The organism is Pontibacter sp. SGAir0037 (assembly GCF_005491705.1).
Taxonomy (GTDB): domain Bacteria; phylum Bacteroidota; class Bacteroidia; order Cytophagales; family Hymenobacteraceae; genus Pontibacter.
The window spans coordinates 4104759-4127656 of record NZ_CP028092.1 but is presented as its reverse complement, the minus strand read 5'-3'; the positions used below and the strand labels follow the sequence as shown (position 1 = coordinate 4127656).

Below are 22898 nucleotides of genomic sequence, written 5' to 3'. Positions count from 1 at the left end.
TTCCCAGGTACCATTCCCATAAGTGTACATATCTCAACTTACCAGCCGTTATCGGGCTAAAATATTTATCAACTTTTTGGAAGGAGTTTTTGAAAATTTGCCTGGTATAGGGCACTTTTTTTGTTAAAATTTTGCTCTAAGGGTAAATTAGAAATAAATTAACCCTCTCTCCTATGTCTGATCAGGAAACAATGTCGGATGTGAACCACGTGCAGCACATGTTCTTGCATGTAGAAAGTAGTGATGCCATTTGCATATTAAATGTGGCCGGGCACCCTTACCGCCTGCGCGAATTAATTTATATGATGATTGAAAACGGCTGCCGGGTTATGCAAACAACGGCAGATAAATACAATATTTTTACTTACGACAAAGAATCGGTAGAAGTATACGACTATCTAACCACTATTATAAAAGCAAAGTTTATTTAAGTCTTGCAGCTTCTTGATTAAAAAAAAGGGCTACTCAAAGTAGCCCTTCCTGTTATATGTTTACAATTGTTTTATTTCGATTTCCCTTGGCTCGTTTACCCCGTTATAGTACGGAAGCCTGATTTGTAACTGCCCGTCCTGGTGAACTGCCTCAATTTTAGCAAGTTCTACCTGTAAAGGTAGTATATAAGTACGGTTAAAAATAGGAACAGCCATTTCTGGATTTTCCTCGCTATGCAGTAATGATATAATAGTTAGCTGGTTGTTCTGTAAAATTACTTTAAAAGCTTCAGGACTTACACCAGCAGCCCATATATTTATTACTGCTCCCTTTTTATACTTTTTTATTTCTGCATAGGTCTCGCTTACTCCCCCGCCTACTGTATTAAACAGGTCGATCTGCTGTGCTATGCTTCTTAGTAATTCTTTATCTTTTATAATTTTCATTTCTTACTCCTCTCTCTTTTACAAATGGAATAATGCAAAAGCAATGCCAACCCTTTATAATGTTGGTTTACCCAAGTTGTGCAACAAAAGTTGTGTCAAAATGACTATTTAAATGAGTTTGTTATGCAGGCAGTAGTCAATTTGTCATAAAATATGTATAGGATTAAAGTAGTATAATGCAATAGTGGCATTTGAACAGTTATGATTTTACTTATGCTGCATTATTCGAATGGTACCTAAAGCCAGCTTAACGATATACTACGCAGATTTTGAACCTAGATAAGGTGAGAGCGTACATTTAAATATAACCAAACCAATTCAACTATGAAAAAATTATCATCATTAACATTGATAGCAAGTATAGGTTTACTTTATGCATGTAATAGCCCTGAGGGAGGAGTGGAAAGAGATAGCTTAGCCGATGCTACCGCTGATACAGCTGTTATGTATGGCGACGAAAGTGGCAGAATTGAAGCAGAGGGAGTAGAGGTAAAAAAAGTGGATGAAAGCTTTTGGTCAAACATTGATCGTAATGCTCCGGTTAAAAACGATCAGCGGCTTCAGGGTACTGGTGTAGAAGCGCGTGGTACAGATGAATATACCATTTACTCTATGGATGAAAATATATTGTTTGATGTAGATAAGGCCACTCTGCGTAGTGGTGCCGAAGATAAACTAAGCAGTATTTCAGCGTCTATACAGGACATGGGTAATGCAGGCCAGATCAGGGTGTACGGACATACGGATTCAACAGCCAGTAAGTCTTATAACAAGCAGTTGGCTGAGGATCGTGCTAAAACAGTAAAAGACTGGCTCAACAACAAGGGCGATATAGATAAATCCCGCATAAGCGTAGAGGCAGTTGGTGAATCAAATCCCGTCGCTACCAATGCAACTCCGGAGGGACGCCAGAAAAACCGTCGGGTGGAGATAGTTGTGGTAAACGGGCAATAAGGTAGTACATCATTTCAAGCTAAGGCAAAGGCGGTGATCGGTGCAGTCATTGCCCTTTTTAGCTTGTACCCACCATCTGTTAAGGCTTGCAGAGTACGCTTGTGGTTCAGGGCGCCAATACCCGGAGGCCTACAGCCTGATTCTTATAATTTTACTGATTGTTTTTTAGGCTACTAACATATAAGTTGTTAGCTAATGATAGTTTGCATGACAAATTTATACTTTAGGAATACCTTCGTGAGCATTTATTATGATAGAGCACTTTATGTAGGTAAGGCCGTCTGGGCAGGTGATCTGGTTGGTTCCGAATTTCGTGAAGCTGTTCTGCTGTGTCTGGACATGATTGAAAGGCATCAGCTTGTAGGCTGGTTAGGAGACAACAGGAAAATGAAAACAATACAACCTGCCGACCAGGTATGGAGTGTAAATGTATTTATACCGCAACTACTGAACAGCCCGTTACAACGATTAGCCCATTTGCCTTCCCGCTATGAACAAAACAGGCAGTCAGTGGCTAGTATTTATCATAAAAGGAACGGACTTGGTGAACAATTGGAAGTGCGTGATTTTAGTGCGGAAGAGGAGGCTGTAGATTGGCTGCTGGAATTAAATGCCTAGGCTCTTTTCCTTTACATAGAAGTGTTTTTCTCGGCAGGAACAATTTCTTTCTTATATTTGCATATTACAATATCTTATACTTCCTTATACACACAGAAGTTTAATTTGTGTTAAAATGTACAATATGGCAACAACTTTCTTCCAGAACCATGTGGTAACTATCACCCATGACGAGGAGTTGAAGTTAGGTATGGCTGTCTGGAATGGCTTTTTATCCAGTGATGAGTTCAGGGAAGCGATATCTACTTGTTTGCACCTGATTGAGGAACATAAACTGTTGAGATGGCTAGGAGATAACCGAAAGATGAAAGTGATTCGGCCAGCTGACCAGGATTGGTTTATAGAGCATGCGCTTCCGCGTTTGCAGCAGTCTGCATTGCGCCGAAATGCTGTGCTGGTTTCCGAAGACTTTTTTAACAAAACAGCTGTAGAGCAAATATACAAGCGTGTGGAAGGAAAGGGTGACATGGTTACAAAAGACTTCGACAATAAGATGCTGGCACTAGCCTGGTTAAAGGAGCCGTTTACAGAGGTTTAGTTTGTGCTGCTGAACGTAGCTACTACAGTTATAGAGAATGCCCGTTTAGAACTACTTCATAAACGGGCATTCTGCTTTTTAAAACATGGAAGCACATTATTACAATGCAGTATAGCCAAAACAGGTAATGCCTCCTGAAATTTACCTAAGCAGTGTATTTATATACCGGAAAATCAGGCAAAAGCAAGCAGGCAATGCAGCTCGTATTTTCTGTAAAGGTAGTAAATGGTACGCATGTTTATAGGTAAAAAGTTATATTGACGAAGGATGTTATTCTAATGATACTATTATTATATTTGTAGTACTATTCCTGCTTTTCCGGGAAATTAACAATGCAAGAGTATTTCAAAAACAATTTTGTAAGCATTTACTATGACAGGACTGCGTCCTTGGGTATTGCTGAATGGAAAGGGCACCTACGTGGAGCCGAGTTTAGGGAGGCATATTTGCTATGCCTGGATTTAGTAGATCGCTATGCGCTAACACGCTGGTTTGGCGATGATCGTTTAATGGAATCTATTGCTCCCGAAGATCTGGACTGGAGCATAAATTTTATTATACCCCGTTTAGCCACCAGTTCGCTGCTGCGGATGGCACGCCTGCCTTCTTATTCAGAAGGTAACCGTTCGGGAGTCGAAACAATGATAGCCAAAGGGCATAGTTACGATATCAATCTTATTCTGCGTGATTTTGCTGAAAAGCAGGAGGCACTGGATTGGCTCATGCTGCCTTTTTTAGCGCCGGAAGTGTATAACGCTCTTATAGAGGAGTTGTAAGTAAACATCACCACAGAGGTATAGCCGATTTCTTCTGTGGTGATAAAATCCTTCTTAGTGAGGGTTTAAGCGGTAGAGTGTTGGCTTACTAGGACTAGCATCTAACTGCAGGCTGATAAGTTGCAGATTTAGCAAGTATAGGCCATCTTCTATCGCATCAGGTACATAAATAAGTTCTGTAATAGTGGCACCAGTTCTGGTATTGTGCGGATATTGCCAGAAGGCCCTATGAGCCAATAGTTTCCCTTCATCCTGCTCTCTGTCAACAGAGGGTAAATCCAACAACAGATGCTCTACTCCTTTTTCGGCTAGCAACGCTGCCAGGCGGTGGTCCAGGTAAGGCGGATTTGTGCCGGAGTAGTGGCGGGTAAGTTTCTCAGCTGTATTAGGTAAAGTTCGAAGTATAACTGCTTCCGGTGTATTCTCTAACAGATGCCTCTCTACATCTTCCAGTACTATTACCCTGTCGCCATTTTCCAGCTCTTGCGGAGCTACAGTTATAAGCTTTGCTACAAATAAATAGCGCTTCAGGCAGTTATAAATAGTAGCACTGGCATCGGCAGCAATGTGTCCGTAACACTCTGTGTGGGTGCCGTTGCCATGTGGGGTAAGGTGTATGCGTTTATAGTTAGTACTGCCACCTTCGGCAACGCTTCCTACAAAATTGCCTGCTACTATTGTTTCAAATGCAACCGGTTCCGCCCAAAAGCATTCAGGTTGAGGCTGCCGGTCATGCAGTGGCATGGAAATGTCGAGTGGCTCCAGTGGGTTAAAGCCATAGGTCTGACCTTTAAAAGTAATAGAGGCGCTAGTCATAGAAGTGATTGCTTTCGGCAAGTATAGCAGAAATAGATGATATTTGTTTCCTAATGCCTCTGCAATAACATGTAGCTAACCTATGTAAGCCCGTGCGGCGTTTTCTGAAGGGCCTGATAATTTTCCTGTAAATATCATAATATGCAGTAGCCTTTATATAGCTGTTATCGTATACGAGCATGTTTATTTACTATAGAGCACCCAATACATCTGCAGCTCAAAAGTGAGTAAAGAAATTGTTTACAGGTTTAAGTTTTAAAAGAGCATGTCAGTAAAAAAATATGACACCATTGTAATCGGAGCGGGTTTAGTTGGTTTATCCGTTGCCTATCATTTAAAGAAAAAAAATCCTGATGCGAAGGTGCTGGTTATAGAGAAGGAAAAAGATGTAGCTAAACACCAATCAGGCAATAACAGCGGCGTGATGCATAGCGGCATCTACTACGCTCCGGGTAGCCTTAAAGCCAAGAACTGCATAGCTGGCTATAACTCATTAATTGAATTTGCCGACGAACATCAGATCCCTTATGAGCTCTGCGGCAAAATTATAGTTGCTACCACACCCACAGAGGTTGTGAAGCTAAACGATATTTATGAAAGAGGAATTAACAATGGCTTGCAGAACCTGCGTAAGCTCTCTTCGCTGCAGGAAATACAGGAGATTGAGCCACATTGTACAGGTATAAAAGGAATTCATGTGCCACAGACGGGCATCATAGATTATCCTAAAATGGCCGCTACCCTTCTGTCAATTTACCAGAACCAATATGGAGGCGATACTGCTTTTGGTGAGAGAGTAATCCGGATCCATAACCAGAACAAGGGCATTTTGGTTGAAACAGATAAACATACCTATAGTGCAAGCAACATGGTTAGCTGTGCAGGGCTGTTTTCGGACAGGGTAGCCAACATGACAGAGCAGGAAAACGATCTGCGCATCATCCCTTTCAGAGGAGAGTACTACAAGCTGAGCAAGGAAAAGGAGTACCTGGTTAAAACGCTTATTTATCCTGTGCCCGACCCAAGTTTCCCATTCCTGGGGGTGCACTTTACCCGCATGATACGTGGCGGTGTAGAGGCTGGTCCAAATGCAGTACTTGCTTTTAAGCGTGAAGGGTACAAGTTCCAGGACTTTAACTTAAAAGATACCCAGGAAACCTTTTCATGGCCAGGATTCTGGAAAATTGCCGCTAAGTATGGCCGTACCGGCTTAGGCGAAATGTACAGGTCTTTATCTAAAGCAGCCTTTACCAAAGCACTGCAGAAGCTGGTACCAGAAATCCAGGAAAGCGATTTAGTACCGGGAGGAGCTGGTGTAAGAGCTCAGGCCTGCGACAGAAACGGCAAATTGATCGATGACTTCGATATCTTGAAGAACAATAACATTATTCATGTTCGCAATGCCCCTTCGCCGGCAGCAACCTCTTCTTTGGCTATAGGTAAGTATATTGTGAACCAGCTAAACGAGCAGGAAGCTTTGGTATAGCAGCTACGCACGTAACCAGTCCAGTGCCTCCTGATCGTCAGGAAAATTCTTTACCAGGAAATTGATATGACCTATAGCTTCGGCACGGGTAATAACAGATTCCAGGGCTATGCGGCTGAATAGGTCGGGAGGCATTACACGGGCTAATTTGCTGATATTCAGCTGCGACAATTCCTCGTAAAAAGCGTTGGAAAGCCAGTCTTTTGTTTTAGGGGTGATGGTTCGGAGCTGCTGTGCGTTTGCCAGCACCTTTGTAATATTGTGTGCTTCTACCAGTTGCTTTAACTTTGTTCCTCCAGCCATAAACTCATCTTCCGTCACAGAGCGGAGCCACTCAGTACGCAGCAAACTGTTTCTGAAGTCAACTTCAACCTTATAATAATCTGATGTATATAAAGGCTCTAGTAAAGTCATGTAAAGCTTAGATCTGCAGCAACAAAGAAAAGAATATCATACAAAGCTATCAGAAAATGGACAGGCTGTATACGCAAGCGGTAAATTATTTTCTGCAGCAAACTAAAATTAATGTTTAGCCAATGAAAAGTTCTAAAGTTACCTGGTCTGCTAAGAGTTTTCCTTTGTCGGTTAAATAAAGTACATCGTCTTGTATGAGCGCCAGTTCTTTTGTCTGTAGCTCCTGTAGGTATTGGCTGTGGCTGCTTCTGAAATCAATGTGATAGTCTGATTTCATCCTGGCTAAATCACAGCCCCAGGTAGTGCGGAGGCTGGTGAGCAGGTAATCGTTTGCCTGATCTGTCAGGGAAAGCTCTTCTACTTCGAAAGGCACTGTATCCTGCTTTAGAGCATCTGTATACTTTTTATTATGTGCCACGTTATACTGCCTCGAGCTTCCGTTAAAGGAATGGGCACTTGGGCCAACGCCTAAGTAATGTATGCCCCGCCAGTAATTGCTGTTGTGCTTCGACTCATAACCTGGCTTGCAGAAGTTTGAAATCTCATACTGTACAAAACCTTCCTGTGCCATTCTTTCCAGCAGGATCTCGAACTGCTGCGCCGTAAATTCATCTTCGGCGGGTTTAAATTTCCCTTTTTTGCTCCAGCGGCCTAATGCCGTGTCAGGCTCTATGGTTAAGGCATAACATGAAACATGCTGCACACCCAGTGCAAAAAGTTTGTCCAGGTCCTGGTGCCACTGTGTATGATCAGGAGCCGGTATGCCATAAATTAAATCTACGGTTATGTTGCTGAAACCCGCAGCTTGTGCATCCTGCACGCATTGCAGGCTCTCCGTTGCTGTATGAGCGCGGTTCATGAGGCGAAGGTAGGGCTCGTGGAAGGACTGTAGCCCGATGCTGAGGCGGTTAATGCCGGCTGTTTTCAATTCCTTCAATTTCTGAGGAGTCAGATCATCCGGGTTGGCTTCGAGTGTAATTTCTGCCTTATCCGAAACTATATAGAAGCTTTGTATTGTTGCGAGGAGGAGTTGCAGTTCCTGCAGTTGAAGTAGCGAAGGGGTTCCGCCTCCAAAGTAGATGGTTTCAACCTGTTGTCCCTGCAAATAATTCTGGCGAAGCTTCAGCTCATGCGCAATAGCCTGTACGGTAGCTTCTTTTAAGCCCATAGAGGTGCTAAAATGGAAATCGCAATAATGGCAAGCCTGCTTGCAAAATGGAATGTGGAGGTATATGCCGGCCAAAATGATGTGCTAATTAAGTAATGTGCTAAATTGCTAATGGATTAATGCGTAAAATTGTTCAATTGCCGGAGCTTTTGCTGCGGATGGTTTTGCAACATGTTGTACAGGATGATTTATAAGCCATTGTTAATTCCCAATTACTATTGCAAATTTATCTAATTAGCCTATCAGCCCCTTGTAAAATTGCACTTTATTTGCCACATGTATAAAATAGCTGCTTTAGTTTGCCTGTTGCTTTTGCAGGTGCCTTTTGCCTGGGCACAGGAGGAAAAGGTATTGGAACAGGTGGCTGTGCAAAGGAACTCGAAAGTAGCGCTGCGGTTTTCTTTTTCGGATGAAGATAATCAGGTGCTGCGCCAGTATACCTATAAGCCTGTGCTTCCGGATGCAGCCACTGCCAAAAATGAGGTGCAGGCGCTCGTTTACCAACTACAACAGGATGCTTACCTCACAGCTTCTGCCGATAGCATGTTTATAAGGCAGGACACGCTCCACGTGAAACTGCATATCGGTAACTTATTTGAGCTGGCGGAGCTTCGGAATGGAAACCTGAGCGAGGGCATTTTAGTTGAGTCAGGATTCAGAGAGAAATTTTACCGTAACATTCCGTTTAAACCTGCAGAATATGTCAGGCTGCAGCAGCGAATCCTAAGCTATGCTGAACAAAATGGTTACCCCTTTGCATCAGTTCGGCTAGACTCTGTGGTAATTGAAGGGGGAAAAATAAAAGCTGCTCTGATGGTGGAAAAGGCTTTTCTGGTAACATATGATTCTCTCCTGATTGTGGGCGGCACTAAAACAAAGAAAAAGTTTCTGATGCGTTACCTGCAGCTATACCCGGGGCAGCCATACAATCAGGAACAGATTGCAGCCACACAGCGCATGCTCACGGCTCTGCCTTATGTAAGGGTGCAGCGGCCTCCACAGGTACGTTTCCTACGCGATAAGGCACAGGTGATTTACTTTCTGGAAGATAGGCAGGCCAACCAGATAGACGGTGTTATTGGTTTCCTGCCCGACCCCGGCCGCAGCGACAATAAATTGCTTATAACTGGTGAAGCAAACCTGCATATCAGAAATATAACGGGTACAGGTAAAAGTTTGGGGCTTCAGTGGCGGCGTGTAGGGCGTGGTTCTGTTACCTTAAATGGAGAATACATCCATCCGAATATTTTCGGAACGCCATTCGAAGTCGGAGGTAAATTTAACCTGCTGAAGCAGGACTCCACTTTTATAACTGTTCAGCCTCGTTTACATCTATCTTACAATACGCTGAAGTATGGCCGTATCAGTTTTTTGGGAGAGTGGCGTAACTCCAGGCTATTAGCAGAGGCACCGCAGCAAAGCTTACAAAACCTCGACCTGGCCGATGCCCGCACCGCCTCCTATGGCTTTAACTACCTCTGGAATAACCTGGATGATTTCTACTTCCCGAAGCGGGGCTTGCTGACAGAGCTGCAAATAGCTGCCGGAAGAAAACAATTGCTCCGTAATGCGGCGCTGGAGAAAAGCTTTTACGATACCTTGCAGGTAAATACAACGCAGCTAAGCCTGGCGCTACGGCTAGAGAAGTTTACAAAATTAGGTCGTAGCAGCAGCTTGCTTACCCGGCTAAGAAGCGAAGCGTTGCTGAACAACCAGATTTTCCTGAACGACATGTATCGCCTGGGCGGGCTCTATAGCATTCGTGGCTTTGATGATTTCTTTTTTTATGCCTCTTCTTATGCTATTGCTACCTTAGAATATCGTCTTTATACCGATACTGACTCGTATGTGCTGCTTTTCTACGACCAGGGCTACTACCGAAGCGATTTAGAAAAGTTGCGAACAACAGATATGCCCTATGGCTTAGGCGGAGGCATTAGCTTTAGCACCGGTGCCGGCGTGTTTCAACTGGTATACTCTGTAGGAAAATCGGAGCAACAGCAGCTAGGGTTAAAGAATTCTAAGATTCATTTTGGTATTACAAGCAAATTTTAGTGTTTCGACAACTTTTTACACTTTTATCGTATAGTATGCTTGCATGGTAAATATCTTTATCTTACTTTTGCATCATCATAACAGTGCGGGGTGGAGCAGTTGGTAGCTCGTTGGGCTCATAACCCAAAGGTCGCAAGTTCGAGTCTTGTCCCCGCTACCAAATCAGACCGATCAACTTTCAAGTTGGTCGGTCTTTTGTTTTTAAGGCCACAATATCCTGAAAATGGAGCAAGCAGGCTAAATACAAACTTGCCTTTTCGGTTCGCTAAGATCAGACTTGTTCTCGGCTTTAATTCCTGCTACACATGGTCCCAGGTAGCCACCCTCCTTTACTGAAGATATAGGCATTAGAGCGATATTAAAAATGCATCAACAAAATGGAGGAGAAGCGGTCAGTTAGAAAGGGCGGCTTTTACAGAAATTCTGTCGGCATAACTGAGTCTAAAACTGCTGTGCAGACATAGTATATTTCCCTTCTATTTCAAGCAGGTGCATCAGCTCCTCTGTGAAAGGCACATCATACTTGCAAAGACGAAGAGTGATTATCTTCGCTTTCACCTTCGTTTGCTAAGTGAAACAAAGCGACAGTACTTAGTTACCAGGGCAAATTCATAAATGCTTTTGTAACTACATCAGCTTTCCATTTTCTTTAAACTTCTATCTCCATTTCCAGCAAAGCATAACTCAGGGTTTTGCCGTGGGTGTCCATGGTGAGGGAGGTGGTAACGCCCCCTGACAAAGCCTGCTGGCACACAAAAAGCAGGGCCGGCAGGTTGGGCAACTCGTAGCGGGATACCTCCCCGGCCACTACCTTACTTAGGTGCTTTTTTACCGCCCCAGCCGTTACCTGAGACAGCAGCAGCGGGTAGTATTCCTCCTTGTAAGGAATGAGGGACAAGGTCAGCGTATTGCCTTTGTCACCTGCCCGGCTGTGGGCAATGTCGTATAGTTTCTTCTTCATGATCTGAAAAGGGTAACAGCTGGCACTACTTTTTCACGGGGCATGAGAACAGAGACAATCCCCACAACCTCGTGCAGGTATTTACGGGCACCTCCGCCGCCTGCCGGACCATTGGTATAAAGGGCCTCTACTTCTTCTCCTACCAGGGCTGCCTGAGCGGCCGTGGCGGCCTTTCCTGCAACTCGCAGCCTGATCTCGTAAGGCTCCAGGTAATGGCCAAAGGCGGTGCGGTGCGCCGAGGTACACCCAATGTAATCCACCCGCAAGTCCTGCAACTGCCCCTCCAGTCGTTTCCGTATCGTTTCGCCTGCCAGTTGTGCCCTCGCCAGCGCGTTGGTGCCTGCGTAAGAAATCTCGCCCTCCCCAATGTACCCCGCCTGGTACCCTACACTGACCTTTAGCGTGTCAGGCCTGATTTGCCCGCGCCCGCCTGTTGCCAGCACCTGGTCAGGTCCTATTTCCTGCAAGCGCACCTGTGTGAAATCTGCTACCACATCAGGAGTAAAATACTGGCTGGGGTCCATCACCTCATACAGTAGCTGCTCCTTTACTGTAGCCAGGTTGATAATGCCTCCTGTACCGGCAACTTTGCCAAATACGGCATTGCCGTCCGAAGAAACATCCACAAAAGGATGTCCTAAATTTGCCATGTCAGGCACGTCTTTTTTACCAGGGTCAGCAAAGTATCCACCGCAAAGCTGCCCGGCACATTCCATCAAATGGCCTATGACAGTTGCCTGCCCCACCTGCTCAAAGTTCTCCAGGGACCAGCCGAACTCATGCACCAGAGGAGACACTACCAGCGAGGGGTCGGCCACGCGACCTGTGATGATTATGTCTGCACCCGTAGCCAAAGCAGGCAGAATGGCATCTGTACCCATGTAAGCATTCGCAGAAAGCAGCTGACCGGAAGCACGTATAGGCTGGCCTGTTTCAAGCGCTACTTCCACTCCTGTTAGTTGCGTAAAAACGTTGTCTCCTGTCACGGCTGCTACCGTAACATTCAGGTGTAACTTCTTTGCTAGCTGGCACACAACCTCTGCCGCGGCCACAGGATTGGCAGCACCCATGTTGGAGATGAGCCGTACCTTGTTTTTCTTCAGAACCGGCAGCAGCGCCTCCATCCTGCGCTCCAGCAAGGGGTCGTAGCCTTTGGTCGGGTCCTGCATTTTTCTTTTCTGGGCAAGGGCAATGGTACGTTCGGCCAGGCACTCCAGCACGAGGTAATCCAGTTCTCCTTTTTCGGCCAGGATGACGGCAGGGTCAAGGCGGTCGCCGGAAAAGCCGGCCCCGCAGCCAATTCTAATAGTAGTTTTCATATTTCAGAAGGAGATAACACCTAACATCAAGGAAACGAGCAGCATGACCAGCGTGACCAGAAAAGCCAGCGGTATTGTCTTTCGCTGATGGTCCGCCAAATCAATGCTGGTTAAGCCGATAAGTAAAAAAGTCGCCCCGGTTAAAGGACTCACAGGGAAGCCTGTGGTCATTTGACCCAGCAGGGCAGCCCGGCCTACCTCTATTGCCGTGCCATCGAAATGTGTGGCGGTCGTTCCTAGTAGAGGCAATACACCAAAATAGAAAGAATCTGGGTCAAACAGCAGGCTGGCCGGCATTGAAAGTACACCTGTGATGAGGGCCAGGTGATTCCCTACGGAAGCGGGAATGACATCCACCGCTGCGGCGGCCATGGCATCGATCATGCCAGCGCCCTTCAGGATGCCGGTGAAGCAGCCTGCAGCAAACAGTATACTGGCCATGAGCAGGGCAGCTTTGGCATGTACGTCTACCCGCTCCCGCTGGTCAGCCAGGTTGGGGTAATTGACCGAAATGGCAAGTGTAAAGGCAACCATAAAAATAAGATGCGGTGGGGCCAACGCTGAAATCAGCACCACGATAGCTAGTACAATAAGCAGCAGGTTAAACCACAGCAACCTCGGCCGTGCCAGTTTGGTAGGCTTTAGCGCTGCCCCCAGTCCTGCCTCTATACCTGGCTTAATTGGCACAGGTATCTGTTTTGTTTCTTTCATCCCCAACCAATAAGAAATTCCCAGTACCGTTGCCAGGCCACACAGCACCGGGATGAGCATAGGGTTGAACAGCTGCGTAACAGGCACTTCCAAAGCAGTGGCGGCCCGGATGGTTGGCCCTCCCCAGGGCACAATGTTCATGGTGCCGGCTGCCAGGGCCACTACGGTAGCCAGCGTGGTTCTGCGCATACCCAGGGCATCGTAAAGAGGCAGCATGGCCGGAACAGTAACCAGAAAAGTAACGGCACCGGAACCATCCAGGTGTACGATCATAGCCAGTATGGCTGTTACAAGCGTAATGCGGGGCGGATGGCCTCCAGCCGCTTTCAACAGGCGGGAAATGATCGGTTCAAAGGTACCGGCATCCATCAGCACCCCAAAGAACAGGATAGCAAAGATGAACATGACGGCGGTCGTCGCGATGGCTTTTATGCCCTCCGTCATGAAATCCACTATTTCGGTTGTGAAGCCTGCCAGGAGAGCCGTCCCGATTGGCACTAAAATCAAAGCCACTACCGGCGACGTGGTTCGGGTCATCACCAACACGAGGAGGAGTAGTATGGTCAGGAGCCCAAGGAGTGCCACCATGTGATTCTAATTTAGAAGATTACCCCATCATCTGTCCTACCAGCACCGGCCTTTCGGATTTGCGTTCGGGTGCTTTCCGGGCGATGCTGTCTGTGAACACCAAGCGTACTGCCTTGTCTTCAAAATGGCAGGTAACGGTATCGGTGTGCGGGGTCTGGTTGAAGCTCCAGGTCATGACAAAAGTGTCAGGCGATGTCCAGGTGCCAAAGGCGGCTACTTTCTCTTTAGGCATGGGTAGTTTCCTTTGCATCGGCACAAAAGAAGGGGGGCTACCCGGCAGCTGTGTCTCCCCTTTTACCCACTCATTCAGGCCGCAGACAATCTGATGCACTGCCTCGCCGTCCTTAAACTTTACAGTGGCTTTATCCTTATTGAAGATGAAGGACACAGTATCGATGTAGAGCGGATTTTCCTGCACTTTGTATGTTTTGCCTGAGACCTTGGACGCAATAGGTGAACTGATGCTGGTCTTGGGCGGTAGCAGGGTCAGCGTCGCCAGCTTTTGTTTCAGAGCCTTTTGAGCCGTAGCATTCTGAGGTAAAGCAGCAGGTTTAAGGCCTGGCAACAAGATATCCCACACCTGGTTCAGGATGGCCTGCATATCGTGGGTTTCGCTTGTGATGGCAATCACGGCATCCTTCTCTGGCAGCACCAGGCAGTACTGCCCCATCGCGCCATCGCCACGGTAGGAATTGTGGCGGCTTCGCCAGAACTGGTAGCCGTAGCCCTGGTTCCAATCATGAGCGGGAGTAGTGCTTGGCGCATTCGGCACCTGGTAAGCAGTCGCTTCTTCCACCCACGCTGCCGGCAGAACCTGCTTTCCGTTCCACTTTCCTTTTTGCAGGTAGAGTTGTCCGAACTTGGCAATGTCTTCGGTCCTGACCCGCAGACCATAGCCGCCTGTGTTGATGCCATCGGGGTCGTTTTCCCAGTCAGCGCCCTCCATGCCGAGCGGCTGGAACAAGCGCGGCGTTAAATATGCCAGCACGGTTTGCCCGGTCACTTTCTGAAGTATGGCAGACAGCATATAGGTGGCTCCCGTGTTGTAGACAAAGTGAGTGCCCGGCTCCCACTCCACAGGCAAGGAGAGGAACTTACGCGCCCAGCCACCGGAGGTTTCCTGCAGCAATGGGCGCAGGGTATCCGTCTCGTGCCCCGTTGTCATCGTCAGCAAATCTTTAATGCGCATGGCCGCCAGGTTCGGGCTTACCTCAGCAGGCTTATCCTCCGGGAAAAAGGAGACAACTTTATCGGTGACTTTTAACTTACCTTCGGCTACCGCAAAACCAATTGCTGTGGAAGTGAAGCTCTTGCTCAGCGAGAAGAGCGTGTGTTTCAGTTCAGGCGCATAAGGAGCCCACCAGCCCTCTGCCACCACCTGCCCGTGCCGCACCACCATCAGGCTGTGTAATCCCAGTTGCTCCTTTTCCACTGCTTCTACAAAACGTAGTGTTGCCTCAGAAGAAATACCTTGCAACTCAGGTGTGCTGCGGGGCAGGTTATTTGCCTTGAAAGGTGCCGCCAGGAGCGTATCCGGCATTAGGGAAAGGAAGCCTATGCCCGCTACTCCGGCTCCCATCTGCTTTAGAAACTGTCTTCTATCTAAGGTCATGCGCATTTGTTTTGTCGGTGAAAAAGCTACTGCTGAAAATGGGCTCCTGTATCCAGGTTATGCATCCTTCGTCAGCTTTATACCTGATCCAGGAAACCCACTCCTGCTACTCTTAACTAAATATGCATTAAATTTTGAAACTACCTGCTGCTCATCTTGCTGTGCAGAAAGTCTAAGGCTGCTCCGTCAGGTAAAGGTTTTGCCTCGGCCTTTTTACCGAACGTCATGATCTGCTTTTTGCCTTTATTATAAGCTGGCCACTGAGGCAGGTCTTTGCTATTCGGGTTACCGGTGCGGATAAAGTTTGCCCAATAGGCAGACATTGTTTTTGCCAGTGCATGATCTAGAGGTTCCCATGGGCGGACCACAAACTTCAGGTTATCGTAGGCGTATGGTACTTCGCCGGTGTGAAAGGCGCCGTATTTCACATACTCACCTGTTGCCGGTACATCGCGGGTAAAGCGATAAACATATACCTTGTTCTTCTCCTGCTCACTCTGCACATTGGCCCAGGTATAGTTCTGCACATCAAAAATCATATCACGGGACAGGTTCAACTGTGAGGCTGCTGCCTCTGCATCTGTGGAGGCAGGGTAAAAACTCAGGAAAGTTTTGGCATCGGCACCATACTGTTCGGCTGCCTGTTTCCGGAATTCGCCTGCGCTCTGTATCGGGCCAAATAGCAAGCCTTCGTCTTCGTTCCAGCCTGTCAGCAGGTCTACCTTGTTCTGCTCACCAGCCGCAAAAATGGCTGCAATAGTGTTGGGCAGCACATAGCCGTCGATGACAGGGCCGCGCATGCCCTGTGCTTTTTGCAGAAGCTCTTTAGCAGGAACCTTTCTTAATTCATCTAAAGATGCGGCATTCAACGACTGAGCCAGCTTTACACCTTCCGCCTCGGCCTGCTGCAGCGTAGCGCTCCCTCTCGAGAAGTTGGCTCCACTCTGCGCAATGGCTTTCCGAAACAGTCCTTTTGCCAGTGGCGAGGCCACCAGCGCGTTCACGCTCATAGAGCCTGCCGACTGACCGGCAATGGTGACATTGTTCGGATCACCGCCAAAGGCAGCAATGTTCTCTTTCACCCACTGCAAGCCTGCCACCTGGTCCATCAGGCCGTAATTGCCTGATGCGTTTCTGCCCGATTCTTCTGTCAGCGCAGGATGGGCCAAAAAGCCAAAGGGACCGACCCTGTAGTTGAGGCTCACGAACACGATGCCCTTTTGGGCCATGGCCTCCCCATCGTAAATTGGCACGGCACTTCCGCCACTGTTAAACCCGCCGCCATAGATCCATACCAGCACCGGCCGCTTCTCATCAGCAGACTGGGCACCCGTCCAGACGTTCAGGTATAGGCAGTCTTCGCTGATAGGTTCCTTCGGAATCAGGAACTCTGCAGACCACATGCTGAAGGGTGCCGGTTCAGGCTGCATAGGGCTGGGCCCAAAGACATCGGCTTTGCGCACACCCGTCCAAGGCTTCACCGGCTGCGGCGCTTTCCAGCGAAGATCTCCCACAGGCGGTGCCGCAAAGGGAATACCTTTAAAGCTGACCAAGTCTCCTGCCTGATTTCTGACACCTTCTACCAGACCAGCCTTTGTTTTTACAACATCAAGGCCAGGAGCCCTATAGATAAAAGCAGCCAGCCCCAGCGTGCAGGCAATGAGTAAGATGATGCTTCGGAGGCTTCTCATGTATTACTGGTTTGCCGTGGCCATTTGGATAAGCTCTCTGTCGTGGTGATTTTTCACGATAGTTGTGTTATCGAATAGCATGGTTGCACCATTCTCGCCTGTATACTTTGGCCAGGCTGGCAGGCCTTTGTGGTTTGGGTCGCCGGTGCGGGCAAAGCTGATCCAGGCACGGCTCATCTTGTCGGCCAGTGCACGCGCATCTTTGCCACCGCCTGTCATTTCCTCACAGCGGCTGATGTTGTCGAACACGAAGGGCAGCTCCATACAGTGCATAGAGCTATAGATGCCATCCATCACCGGCGACTGCCAGGTAAACAAATACATATAAACCGGTGCGGTACCTGTTTTCGCTTTCTGAGTGGCCTGATCGATGGCCATGGAGCGGAAGTTAAAGTCGAAGAGCACGTAATCAGAAGGCGTAGCTGTCTCTGGATAGGCTTTCTTCACCGCCGCGAAATAGCCGTCTGTTTTAGACCCGAATTTCTTCTGCAGGCTTTCCCTGGCTGCTTCCATGCTTAAGCCACGGTTAGTCGGTATAAAAGGAGCAAACTCTGTTTTGGTTGTACCCACCATCAAGGGAATGTCTTTTGAAAGCGCAATGGCAGCCGGATCGGAAGGCTGGTACGGCAGGAATTCTCCATCCAGTATAGGGCCCCAACCTAAATTAGCCGGTTGCTTGCCCTCTGCTTTCAGGCTCTCCTGCACTTTACGGATGGCTATTTTACCGGCTGCATTCAAGCGTTCGTAAGATATTTTCTGCAACGAGTCTACCTGGTTAGGCTGTAGTTTCAGTTCTTCCAGCAATGCAGCGCTTACGCGCTTTGCCAGTGTAGGGTCTGTAAAGTTCGAGATATAGCTGCCGCTTTGCACAATGGCCTTTTGAAACAGGCCTTTGGCTGATGGGGCATTCATCAGAGAGGTTACCTTTCCGCCGCCACCCGATTGGCCGAAGATGGTCACGTTGCCGGGGTCGCCACCAAACTGCTCGATGTTCTGCTTCACCCACTGCAATGCCATAGCCAGGTCGGTTAAACCGGCATTGGCGGAGCCTTTATACTTCTCGCCGTAAGCAGACAGGTCCAGAAAACCCAGTATGTTAAGGCGGTGGTTTACCGTTACCACCACCACATCGCCCTTGCGGCTCAGGTTCTCCCCATCATAAGAAGGCAACTCTACAGACGATCCGGCCGTGAAGCCGCCACCGTGCAGCCACACCATCACCGGGCGCTTTTTCCCGTCGTTCAGCTTGGGGGTCCAGACGTTCAGACTCTGGCAGTGCTCATTGGTATAGCCCCAGTTATGCTGAAACGGGAACTCGATTTCATCATTTACCGTGGTAGTTGGGTCGGTAGGGCAAACCGGGCCGTAGGACATGGAGCTACGCACGCCCTCCCATGCCGCTGGCTTTTGCGCTACCTGAAAGCGATCTGCCTTAGCGTACGGAATGCCTTTGTAGGTGAGAATGCCGTTGCGGATATAACCACGCACTTTCCCGTTATTGGTTTGCGCTACAGCCACGTTGGCCCCTGCCTGTACCGGATCTGTGGAGGTGCTTTTCTTCTGGCTCATGCCAGGGTTAGCTGCCAGCAGCAGGGCCAGGCCAGCCAGTAATAGATTGCTTTTAATACTATGTAGCATAGAATGTGGTTTTATAGGATATTATGGAAAAACTGTTTCTAACACTTGGGGTAATTTACCTGATTGCTGACTGAGCTACCGTAGAGAAAGCAAAGCTAAAAATCGGGTATTTTTACTTTGTGCTGCGAGTCGCGATTTCGAATGTAGTAACTGTCACTACTCTGGCTTTTGCCTGCATGACAGATTTCTATTGAATTCAGGCTACTGTACCAATGTACCATTTTCCTTTAGGACGTTGGTGAGGAAGAGGACCTGGTAAGGCAGAGCTTTTTCCCAATAGTCCCAGGTGTGGGCACCGGGGCGTTCGATGTAAGTGTGCGGGGTTCCGTTCTCTAACAAGCGGCGGTGCAGGTCGCGGTTTGTATCGATCAGGAAATCATCAACACCAACATCAAAGATCAGCTGTAGGCCACTGTTCTTTAATTCTTCTGTTCTACCCACGGCGGTGTATGCCGGGTAAGGATTGGATGCATCCTGCGGTGGCCCCAACAGGTTCGCAAAGTTCTGTGCCCGTAGCTGGGCAAACTCTGCCGGCACTTTCCAGGTGGCAGTATTGATGTTCATTACGCCGCTCATGCTTCCGGCGGCACCATACAAATCTGGGTGTTTAGAGGCAATGTAGAAAGCTCCATGGCCGCCCATGCTTAAACCAGCAATCACGCGCCCTTTGCGGTCGCGAACGGTGCGGTAAGAATGGTCAATTTTATTTACCAGTTCTTTGGAAATGAAGGTTTCGTACTGGCTTGTCTTGTCCAGAGGGCTGTCGAAATAGTAACTGGCAGGCCCTCCGTCGGGCGTCACAATGATGAGGTTGTGCTCGTCGGCCAGCCGGTGCAACAGCATTTTATCCGGGGTTTTGCTTAGCCAGTCGCGGTAGCCTCCCGTGCCACCGTGCAGCAGGTACAGCACCGGGAATGACACCTTTTTTCCTTTCTTGTAGGATGCAGGCAGCACGACCGCCGCCTTAATGTCCTTCTGCATAGCCGCGCTGGCCACCACGACTGTATCAACTTTAGCGCCCAATGTTGTGGAAGTTAAGGCAAGGCAGAAGAATGCCAGCAGCAGGAATCCGTGTAGTATTTTCATCAGGGAAAAAAGGGGAATAAGTATAGACTTTGGTTTAGGCAGCATGATCAGCGTGCAGCAGGCTAAATAACTTATTGCACCGCGGCACCGTTGCTCCTCAGAATTTTACTGAAGAACAGCACGTGATACGGCAAAGAGTTTTCCCAGTAGTCCCAGGTATGGCCGCCAGGGCGTTCAGTATAGTCATGCGGCGTATTGTTGTACACCAGGCGACGGTGCAGCTCCCGGTTTGGCTCAATCAGAAAATCATCCACCCCACAGTCTATTACCAGCTTCACATCATTTTCTTTCATCCGGTCTGCCATATGCACTACTGAATTTGCGGCATAATAGTCCGGCTTGCCTCCCAGCGGACCTAAAATATTGGCAAAGGCAGGTTTAATTTGCTCCGCAAACTCTGGGGTAATATTCCAGTGCTTCGGATCCAAATCAAGGGCACCACTTATGCTGCCCGCTGCACTGTACAGGTCCGGGTGACGGGTAGCCAGGTAAAGGGCGCCATGTCCGCCCATGCTGAGGCCTGTAATCACGCGCCCTTTGCGGTCGCGGATGGTACGGTAGGTTTTGTCAATCTTTGTGATAACTTCTTTTGTGATATAGGTCTCAAACTTGTTATCCGGCTTCACAGGGCTGTCGATGTAACCACCCAATCTTTCCCCTTCCGGCGTCACAATAATCAGGTTGTACTGGTCAGCCAGTCTATGGAGCAACTGCTTATCAGGCGTTTGCCGGAGCCAGTCGCTGAACTGCCCGCCCCCACCGTGCAGCAGGTACAGCACCGGGTAGCTTGCTTTGCTTTTGGCATAAGAGTTTGGCAGCACCACAGCTGCTCTAAAGGTTTTGTTCATAGCAGCACTGGGAATGTCCAGCGAGTCTACCCTGGCTGCGAAAGAGAGAGTACCCTGCAACAGGAGGATAGTCAAAAGAAAAAGGCGAAAAATCTTCATATGGTGAGCGTTAAATAATTTCAGCTTAATCGGGAAAAACTTGATACTCCATTTTACTTCTTCCTAATCGGTTTCTTCATCCCATCGAGTATGCTAATTCTATTGTTGCAATATGTAACAATTATAAAATATATACATGATAAATCCAATAGTTAATGTTGCAAATTGCGACATTAATACTTTTTTTTTAATTTGCTAGCCACGCAGAGAAGAATGACAGCTTTAACAGACATAACGAAGTTATCAAGCATTATGGAGCCAAGCGGTGCAGGTTATCTACCCGGCTTGGCCATTGACCTTGTAATTCTGGGTTTTCATCATAATCAGTTGAAAGTATTATTGCTGGAATATGAGAACACAGGGTTGTTTGCGCTTCCGGCAGGTTTTATACGGAATGAAGAAGATCTGAATGTTGCCGCACAACGGGCTCTTAGCGAACGGACAGGGCTTTCGGGTATTTTCCTGGAGCAGTTTTACGTGTTCGGCGACCGCAGCCGCCACGACTCTTCTCCGCTGCAAGCTATTCTGAAAGGAAAAGGTATCTCTCCCTCAGACGATCATTGGCTGCTGGGTCGTTTCGTTTCAGTTGGTTTCTACGCCTTGGTTGATTTTACGAAAGCCGTACCGAATCCTGATGCTTTGTCGGACCGTTGCGAATGGCATGACCTGTCGAACCTCCCTCCTTTGATGCTGGACCACGAAACCATGGTTCAAAAAGCACTGGACACACTCCGGACGAATTTAGATAGGAAGCTCATTGCCTTTAATTTACTTCCTGAGACCTTTACCATGGGCGAGCTGCAGAAATTGCATGAAACGATTCTGAATGAGAAGTTGAACCGGTCCAGCTTTCAGCGCAGGATGCTCGGTCTGCGCATTCTGGAACGGGTAGATAAGAAATGGACCGGCGGGGCGCACAAGGCGCCTTACCTTTACCGGTTTATGCAGGACCAGAAATGAAATGGAGCAATTACAGAAGGAGTTGAACATAAGAGCATTTATAGGCGAAGCTCTTTTCCTGCTAATCGGTCTTTTGTTTTTTGCCACAAGATATAGAAAGCTATTGAATCCGGTTGCGCTGATAAAACATGTCTTACTTTCTGATAAATTTATCGGCCCATGGAATAAAGTACTTAAAGTTAGGAGCATCGGTGTGGCCTCCATCATGTTGGCGCCAAGCAAGTTCTCCGTCTAAAAGGCTGATATTTACTGCGGGCATTTTAGCTGTTTTATAGTTATTCCCTACGCCCAGATCTTTTGCTCCTAACAGTTTAAAAGCAGGGCCGGCTGCTACCGTTGCCATATAACTGCCCTGTTGGTCGAGCCATTTGGCATCTCCCTGTTCAGGTATGCCGTAACTGATAAAAGTTGGGCGCGGAGCGCATAAGGCAATAAGCTGATGGGCATCTACCGGGATGTCGTTTGCTGTTTTGCTTCCAAAAGTGGCCTCTGCGGCTCCGTACTTCAAGAAGTTGCCTGCCATCCAATGATACTCGCCGCTACTGGTTAAGCTTTCTACTGCCTCACCAAAGTTGCGTCGGTGTAGCTTGGCACCACCTTCGCCCGAAGAGCCGATCAAAGCCACGGCAAATCGCTCGTCGAAAGCCATGGCTACCAAAGCCGCTTTTCCGAAACGGGAAACACCTTCAATACCAACCTGCTTTGCGTTAACAGCCGGATCAGTTTCTAAATAGTCCAGGCCGCGCGAAGCACCCCATGCCCAGGCTCGTAGTGCGCCCCAATCGTCAGGTTTTCGCGGCTGCCCTTTATTTACCAACCCAATGATGCCTTTTGTTAAGCCTGCTCCATTATCGGCCTGAATGCTGCCTGGCTCAATTAAAGCATATCCCCAGCCTGCTGCCAGTAGTTGGTGTGTGGGAGGAGGATCACCGGCAGGAGGAGGACCAAAATTCGGTGCGGGTGCTACAACCGGGTTATAAGCCGGATATTGCTCAAATACAGCCTTCAGCGAAGGGTCTGCATTTACCAGCAACTCCTTTAAAGCAGCATTTATCTTTTCAAGACTTTCTTTGGGTGGTTGTGCCGGAGCGGGCAATACACTAGGGCCAAACATCATTAGCACCGGCACCGGCCCTTTGGCATTGGCTGGCGTAACAACGGTCATGGCAATATTTACCTCTAGCAAAGGGTAAGATGAGTTATCTACCTGCCCCACCAGTTTTTTCGCATTTACCGGTATCCAGCCCACATATTCCCTTTCCGAGATCAGGGTTTTCCAGGTAACTTTAGGGGCATCTTTCGGCACACGCCCAAAAACTTCCCGCTCAAAATTTTCTGCTATTTCCGGTCGTCGTTGTTTTCGCCACCCCTCCGGTGTTGTCACCTTTTTGCCGTTTTTAAGAGTTAGCAGCTCCGGCAGGTTCGGGTAAGGGTTCGCCAGTGCCTCGTTGTAATTGGCATGGTTAGGCGCGTTTTCATCTCCGCTTGGGCCGGGGCGAAGCCCCTGGATGCCCAACTGCGTCATCATTTGCCGGTGATCCTGTTCAGCCGTAAAATTAACTACAGCCGTGTATTTTGATGCGGCCGCTGTTGTCGCCTCCTGAGCCGAAGCAGAAGAGAGAGCCAGTGCAAAAAGGATGTAAATTGCTTTTTTCACGGTGAAAACTGTTGAAGCTCCTGTG

21 protein-coding genes and 1 tRNA gene are annotated in these 22898 nt (G+C 48.1%); 9 read left to right on the top strand and 13 right to left on the bottom strand.

All coding sequences use genetic code 11. The annotated features are described in order from the left end of the window. Nucleotides 1-173: 173 nt before the first annotated feature. The gene (locus C1N53_RS16990) at nt 174-431 is read left to right on the top strand and encodes a hypothetical protein (protein ID WP_137760447.1); all 258 of its coding nucleotides are present in this window, start codon (nt 174-176) and stop codon (nt 429-431) included. Nucleotides 432-491: 60 nt separating this feature from the next. Here the strand turns inward: C1N53_RS16990 and C1N53_RS16985 are convergent, their stop codons facing one another. After that, nucleotides 492-878, bottom strand: coding sequence for an Hsp20/alpha crystallin family protein (locus C1N53_RS16985; protein WP_137760446.1), 387 nt, complete (start codon nt 876-878; stop codon nt 492-494). Between the two features lie 324 nt (nt 879-1202). On the opposite strand from C1N53_RS16985, the gene C1N53_RS16980 reads away from it, so the two are divergent. The 4 genes from C1N53_RS16980 to C1N53_RS16965 all read left to right on the top strand — a co-directional run bounded on the left by C1N53_RS16980 (nt 1203) and on the right by C1N53_RS16965 (nt 3764). Beyond that, a complete protein-coding gene (locus tag C1N53_RS16980; protein ID WP_137760445.1) occupies nt 1203-1832 on the top strand; it encodes an OmpA family protein in 630 nt (209 codons plus the stop codon). A gap of 207 nt (nt 1833-2039) precedes the next feature. Next, nucleotides 2040-2450, top strand: coding sequence for a hypothetical protein (locus C1N53_RS16975; RefSeq protein WP_137760444.1), 411 nt, complete (start codon nt 2040-2042; stop codon nt 2448-2450). A gap of 124 nt (nt 2451-2574) precedes the next feature. Continuing rightward, nucleotides 2575-2988 (top strand): hypothetical protein, encoded by a 414-nt coding sequence (locus C1N53_RS16970; RefSeq protein ID WP_137760443.1) that lies wholly within the window; start codon nt 2575-2577, stop codon nt 2986-2988. A gap of 332 nt (nt 2989-3320) precedes the next feature. Beyond that, nucleotides 3321-3764, top strand: a complete 444-nt coding sequence (locus C1N53_RS16965; protein ID WP_137760442.1) for a hypothetical protein — start codon at nt 3321-3323, stop codon at nt 3762-3764. A 54-nt stretch (nt 3765-3818) separates the two neighbouring features. Here C1N53_RS16965 and C1N53_RS16960 read toward each other — a convergent pair whose 3' ends face one another. After that, nucleotides 3819-4580, bottom strand: coding sequence for a cyclase family protein (locus tag C1N53_RS16960; RefSeq protein ID WP_137760441.1), 762 nt, complete (start codon nt 4578-4580; stop codon nt 3819-3821). A gap of 265 nt (nt 4581-4845) precedes the next feature. Here C1N53_RS16960 and lhgO point away from each other — a divergent pair, with 265 nt between their 5' ends. Beyond that, nucleotides 4846-6066: an L-2-hydroxyglutarate oxidase gene (lhgO, locus tag C1N53_RS16955; RefSeq protein ID WP_137760440.1), complete on the top strand. Its 1221-nt coding sequence runs from the start codon at nt 4846-4848 to the stop codon at nt 6064-6066. 3 nt (nt 6067-6069) lie between these two features. On the opposite strand, the gene C1N53_RS16950 is transcribed toward lhgO, so the two are convergent. Together C1N53_RS16950 and hemW are read right to left on the bottom strand one after the other, a co-directional pair. Then, nucleotides 6070-6480 (bottom strand): hypothetical protein, encoded by a 411-nt coding sequence (locus tag C1N53_RS16950; protein ID WP_137760439.1) that lies wholly within the window; start codon nt 6478-6480, stop codon nt 6070-6072. A 115-nt stretch (nt 6481-6595) separates the two neighbouring features. Further along, nucleotides 6596-7723 (bottom strand): radical SAM family heme chaperone HemW, encoded by a 1128-nt coding sequence (gene hemW / locus C1N53_RS16945; RefSeq protein WP_137760438.1) that lies wholly within the window; start codon nt 7721-7723, stop codon nt 6596-6598. Between the two features lie 201 nt (nt 7724-7924). Here hemW and C1N53_RS16940 point away from each other — a divergent pair, with 201 nt between their 5' ends. Together C1N53_RS16940 and C1N53_RS16935 are read left to right on the top strand one after the other, a co-directional pair. Next, entirely contained in the window at nt 7925-9703 is a 1779-nt protein-coding gene (locus C1N53_RS16940) for a BamA/TamA family outer membrane protein (protein WP_137760437.1), read from the top strand. A gap of 84 nt (nt 9704-9787) precedes the next feature. Further along, nucleotides 9788-9863, top strand: a tRNA-Met gene (locus C1N53_RS16935). 489 nt (nt 9864-10352) lie between these two features. Here C1N53_RS16935 and C1N53_RS16930 read toward each other — a convergent pair. The 8 genes from C1N53_RS16930 to C1N53_RS16895 all read right to left on the bottom strand — a co-directional run bounded on the left by C1N53_RS16930 (nt 10353) and on the right by C1N53_RS16895 (nt 20256). Continuing rightward, nucleotides 10353-10664 (bottom strand): hypothetical protein, encoded by a 312-nt coding sequence (locus tag C1N53_RS16930; protein ID WP_137760436.1) that lies wholly within the window; start codon nt 10662-10664, stop codon nt 10353-10355. Then, nucleotides 10661-11983: an acyclic terpene utilization AtuA family protein gene (locus tag C1N53_RS16925; RefSeq protein ID WP_137760435.1), complete on the bottom strand. Its 1323-nt coding sequence runs from the start codon at nt 11981-11983 to the stop codon at nt 10661-10663. Before C1N53_RS16925 ends, C1N53_RS16930 begins: the two co-directional genes overlap by 4 nt. A gap of 3 nt (nt 11984-11986) precedes the next feature. Continuing rightward, nucleotides 11987-13282 (bottom strand): CitMHS family transporter, encoded by a 1296-nt coding sequence (locus tag C1N53_RS16920; protein WP_137760434.1) that lies wholly within the window; start codon nt 13280-13282, stop codon nt 11987-11989. Nucleotides 13283-13301: 19 nt separating this feature from the next. Next, entirely contained in the window at nt 13302-14894 is a 1593-nt protein-coding gene (locus C1N53_RS16915; RefSeq protein ID WP_137760433.1) for a serine hydrolase, read from the bottom strand. A gap of 140 nt (nt 14895-15034) precedes the next feature. After that, the gene (locus C1N53_RS16910; protein ID WP_137760432.1) at nt 15035-16585 is read right to left on the bottom strand and encodes a carboxylesterase/lipase family protein; all 1551 of its coding nucleotides are present in this window, start codon (nt 16583-16585) and stop codon (nt 15035-15037) included. A gap of 3 nt (nt 16586-16588) precedes the next feature. After that, nucleotides 16589-18223, bottom strand: coding sequence for a carboxylesterase/lipase family protein (locus C1N53_RS16905; protein WP_371415934.1), 1635 nt, complete (start codon nt 18221-18223; stop codon nt 16589-16591). Between the two features lie 201 nt (nt 18224-18424). Further along, nucleotides 18425-19309: an alpha/beta hydrolase family protein gene (locus C1N53_RS16900; RefSeq protein WP_137760431.1), complete on the bottom strand. Its 885-nt coding sequence runs from the start codon at nt 19307-19309 to the stop codon at nt 18425-18427. Between the two features lie 71 nt (nt 19310-19380). Then, nucleotides 19381-20256: an alpha/beta hydrolase family protein gene (locus tag C1N53_RS16895; protein WP_137760430.1), complete on the bottom strand. Its 876-nt coding sequence runs from the start codon at nt 20254-20256 to the stop codon at nt 19381-19383. 213 nt (nt 20257-20469) lie between these two features. Here C1N53_RS16895 and C1N53_RS16890 point away from each other — a divergent pair, with 213 nt between their 5' ends. After that, nucleotides 20470-21216 carry an NUDIX domain-containing protein gene (locus C1N53_RS16890; RefSeq protein WP_168194052.1) on the top strand — a complete coding sequence of 249 codons (747 nt, stop codon included), beginning with the start codon at nt 20470-20472 and terminating at the stop codon, nt 21214-21216. A gap of 133 nt (nt 21217-21349) precedes the next feature. Here C1N53_RS16890 and C1N53_RS16885 read toward each other — a convergent pair whose 3' ends face one another. Then, nucleotides 21350-22873, bottom strand: a complete 1524-nt coding sequence (locus C1N53_RS16885; protein WP_137760429.1) for an acetylxylan esterase — start codon at nt 22871-22873, stop codon at nt 21350-21352. Nucleotides 22874-22898: the final 25 nt, after the last annotated feature.

What these genes read in the sequence shown, in the direction of transcription:
- C1N53_RS16930 (WP_137760436.1), bottom strand. Translation starts at nt 10,664, where the DNA reads ATGAAGAAGAAACTATACGACATTGCCCACAGCCGGGCAGGTGACAAA.
- C1N53_RS16900 (WP_137760431.1), bottom strand. Translation starts at nt 19,309, where the DNA reads ATGAAAATACTACACGGATTCCTGCTGCTGGCATTCTTCTGCCTTGCC.
- C1N53_RS16905 (WP_371415934.1), bottom strand. Translation starts at nt 18,223, where the DNA reads ATGCTACATAGTATTAAAAGCAATCTATTACTGGCTGGCCTGGCCCTG.
- C1N53_RS16960 (WP_137760441.1), bottom strand. Translation starts at nt 4,580, where the DNA reads ATGACTAGCGCCTCTATTACTTTTAAAGGTCAGACCTATGGCTTTAAC.
- C1N53_RS16940 (WP_137760437.1), top strand. Translation starts at nt 7,925, where the DNA reads ATGTATAAAATAGCTGCTTTAGTTTGCCTGTTGCTTTTGCAGGTGCCT.
- C1N53_RS16920 (WP_137760434.1), bottom strand. Translation starts at nt 13,282, where the DNA reads ATGGTGGCACTCCTTGGGCTCCTGACCATACTACTCCTCCTCGTGTTG.
- C1N53_RS16890 (WP_168194052.1), top strand. Translation starts at nt 20,470, where the DNA reads ATGACAGCTTTAACAGACATAACGAAGTTATCAAGCATTATGGAGCCA.
- lhgO (WP_137760440.1), top strand. Translation starts at nt 4,846, where the DNA reads ATGTCAGTAAAAAAATATGACACCATTGTAATCGGAGCGGGTTTAGTT.
- C1N53_RS16965 (WP_137760442.1), top strand. Translation starts at nt 3,321, where the DNA reads ATGCAAGAGTATTTCAAAAACAATTTTGTAAGCATTTACTATGACAGG.
- C1N53_RS16980 (WP_137760445.1), top strand. Translation starts at nt 1,203, where the DNA reads ATGAAAAAATTATCATCATTAACATTGATAGCAAGTATAGGTTTACTT.
- C1N53_RS16910 (WP_137760432.1), bottom strand. Translation starts at nt 16,585, where the DNA reads ATGAGAAGCCTCCGAAGCATCATCTTACTCATTGCCTGCACGCTGGGG.
- C1N53_RS16895 (WP_137760430.1), bottom strand. Translation starts at nt 20,256, where the DNA reads ATGAAGATTTTTCGCCTTTTTCTTTTGACTATCCTCCTGTTGCAGGGT.
- C1N53_RS16990 (WP_137760447.1), top strand. Translation starts at nt 174, where the DNA reads ATGTCTGATCAGGAAACAATGTCGGATGTGAACCACGTGCAGCACATG.
- C1N53_RS16950 (WP_137760439.1), bottom strand. Translation starts at nt 6,480, where the DNA reads ATGACTTTACTAGAGCCTTTATATACATCAGATTATTATAAGGTTGAA.
- C1N53_RS16925 (WP_137760435.1), bottom strand. Translation starts at nt 11,983, where the DNA reads ATGAAAACTACTATTAGAATTGGCTGCGGGGCCGGCTTTTCCGGCGAC.
- C1N53_RS16915 (WP_137760433.1), bottom strand. Translation starts at nt 14,894, where the DNA reads ATGACCTTAGATAGAAGACAGTTTCTAAAGCAGATGGGAGCCGGAGTA.
- C1N53_RS16970 (WP_137760443.1), top strand. Translation starts at nt 2,575, where the DNA reads ATGGCAACAACTTTCTTCCAGAACCATGTGGTAACTATCACCCATGAC.
- C1N53_RS16975 (WP_137760444.1), top strand. Translation starts at nt 2,040, where the DNA reads ATGACAAATTTATACTTTAGGAATACCTTCGTGAGCATTTATTATGAT.
- C1N53_RS16985 (WP_137760446.1), bottom strand. Translation starts at nt 878, where the DNA reads ATGAAAATTATAAAAGATAAAGAATTACTAAGAAGCATAGCACAGCAG.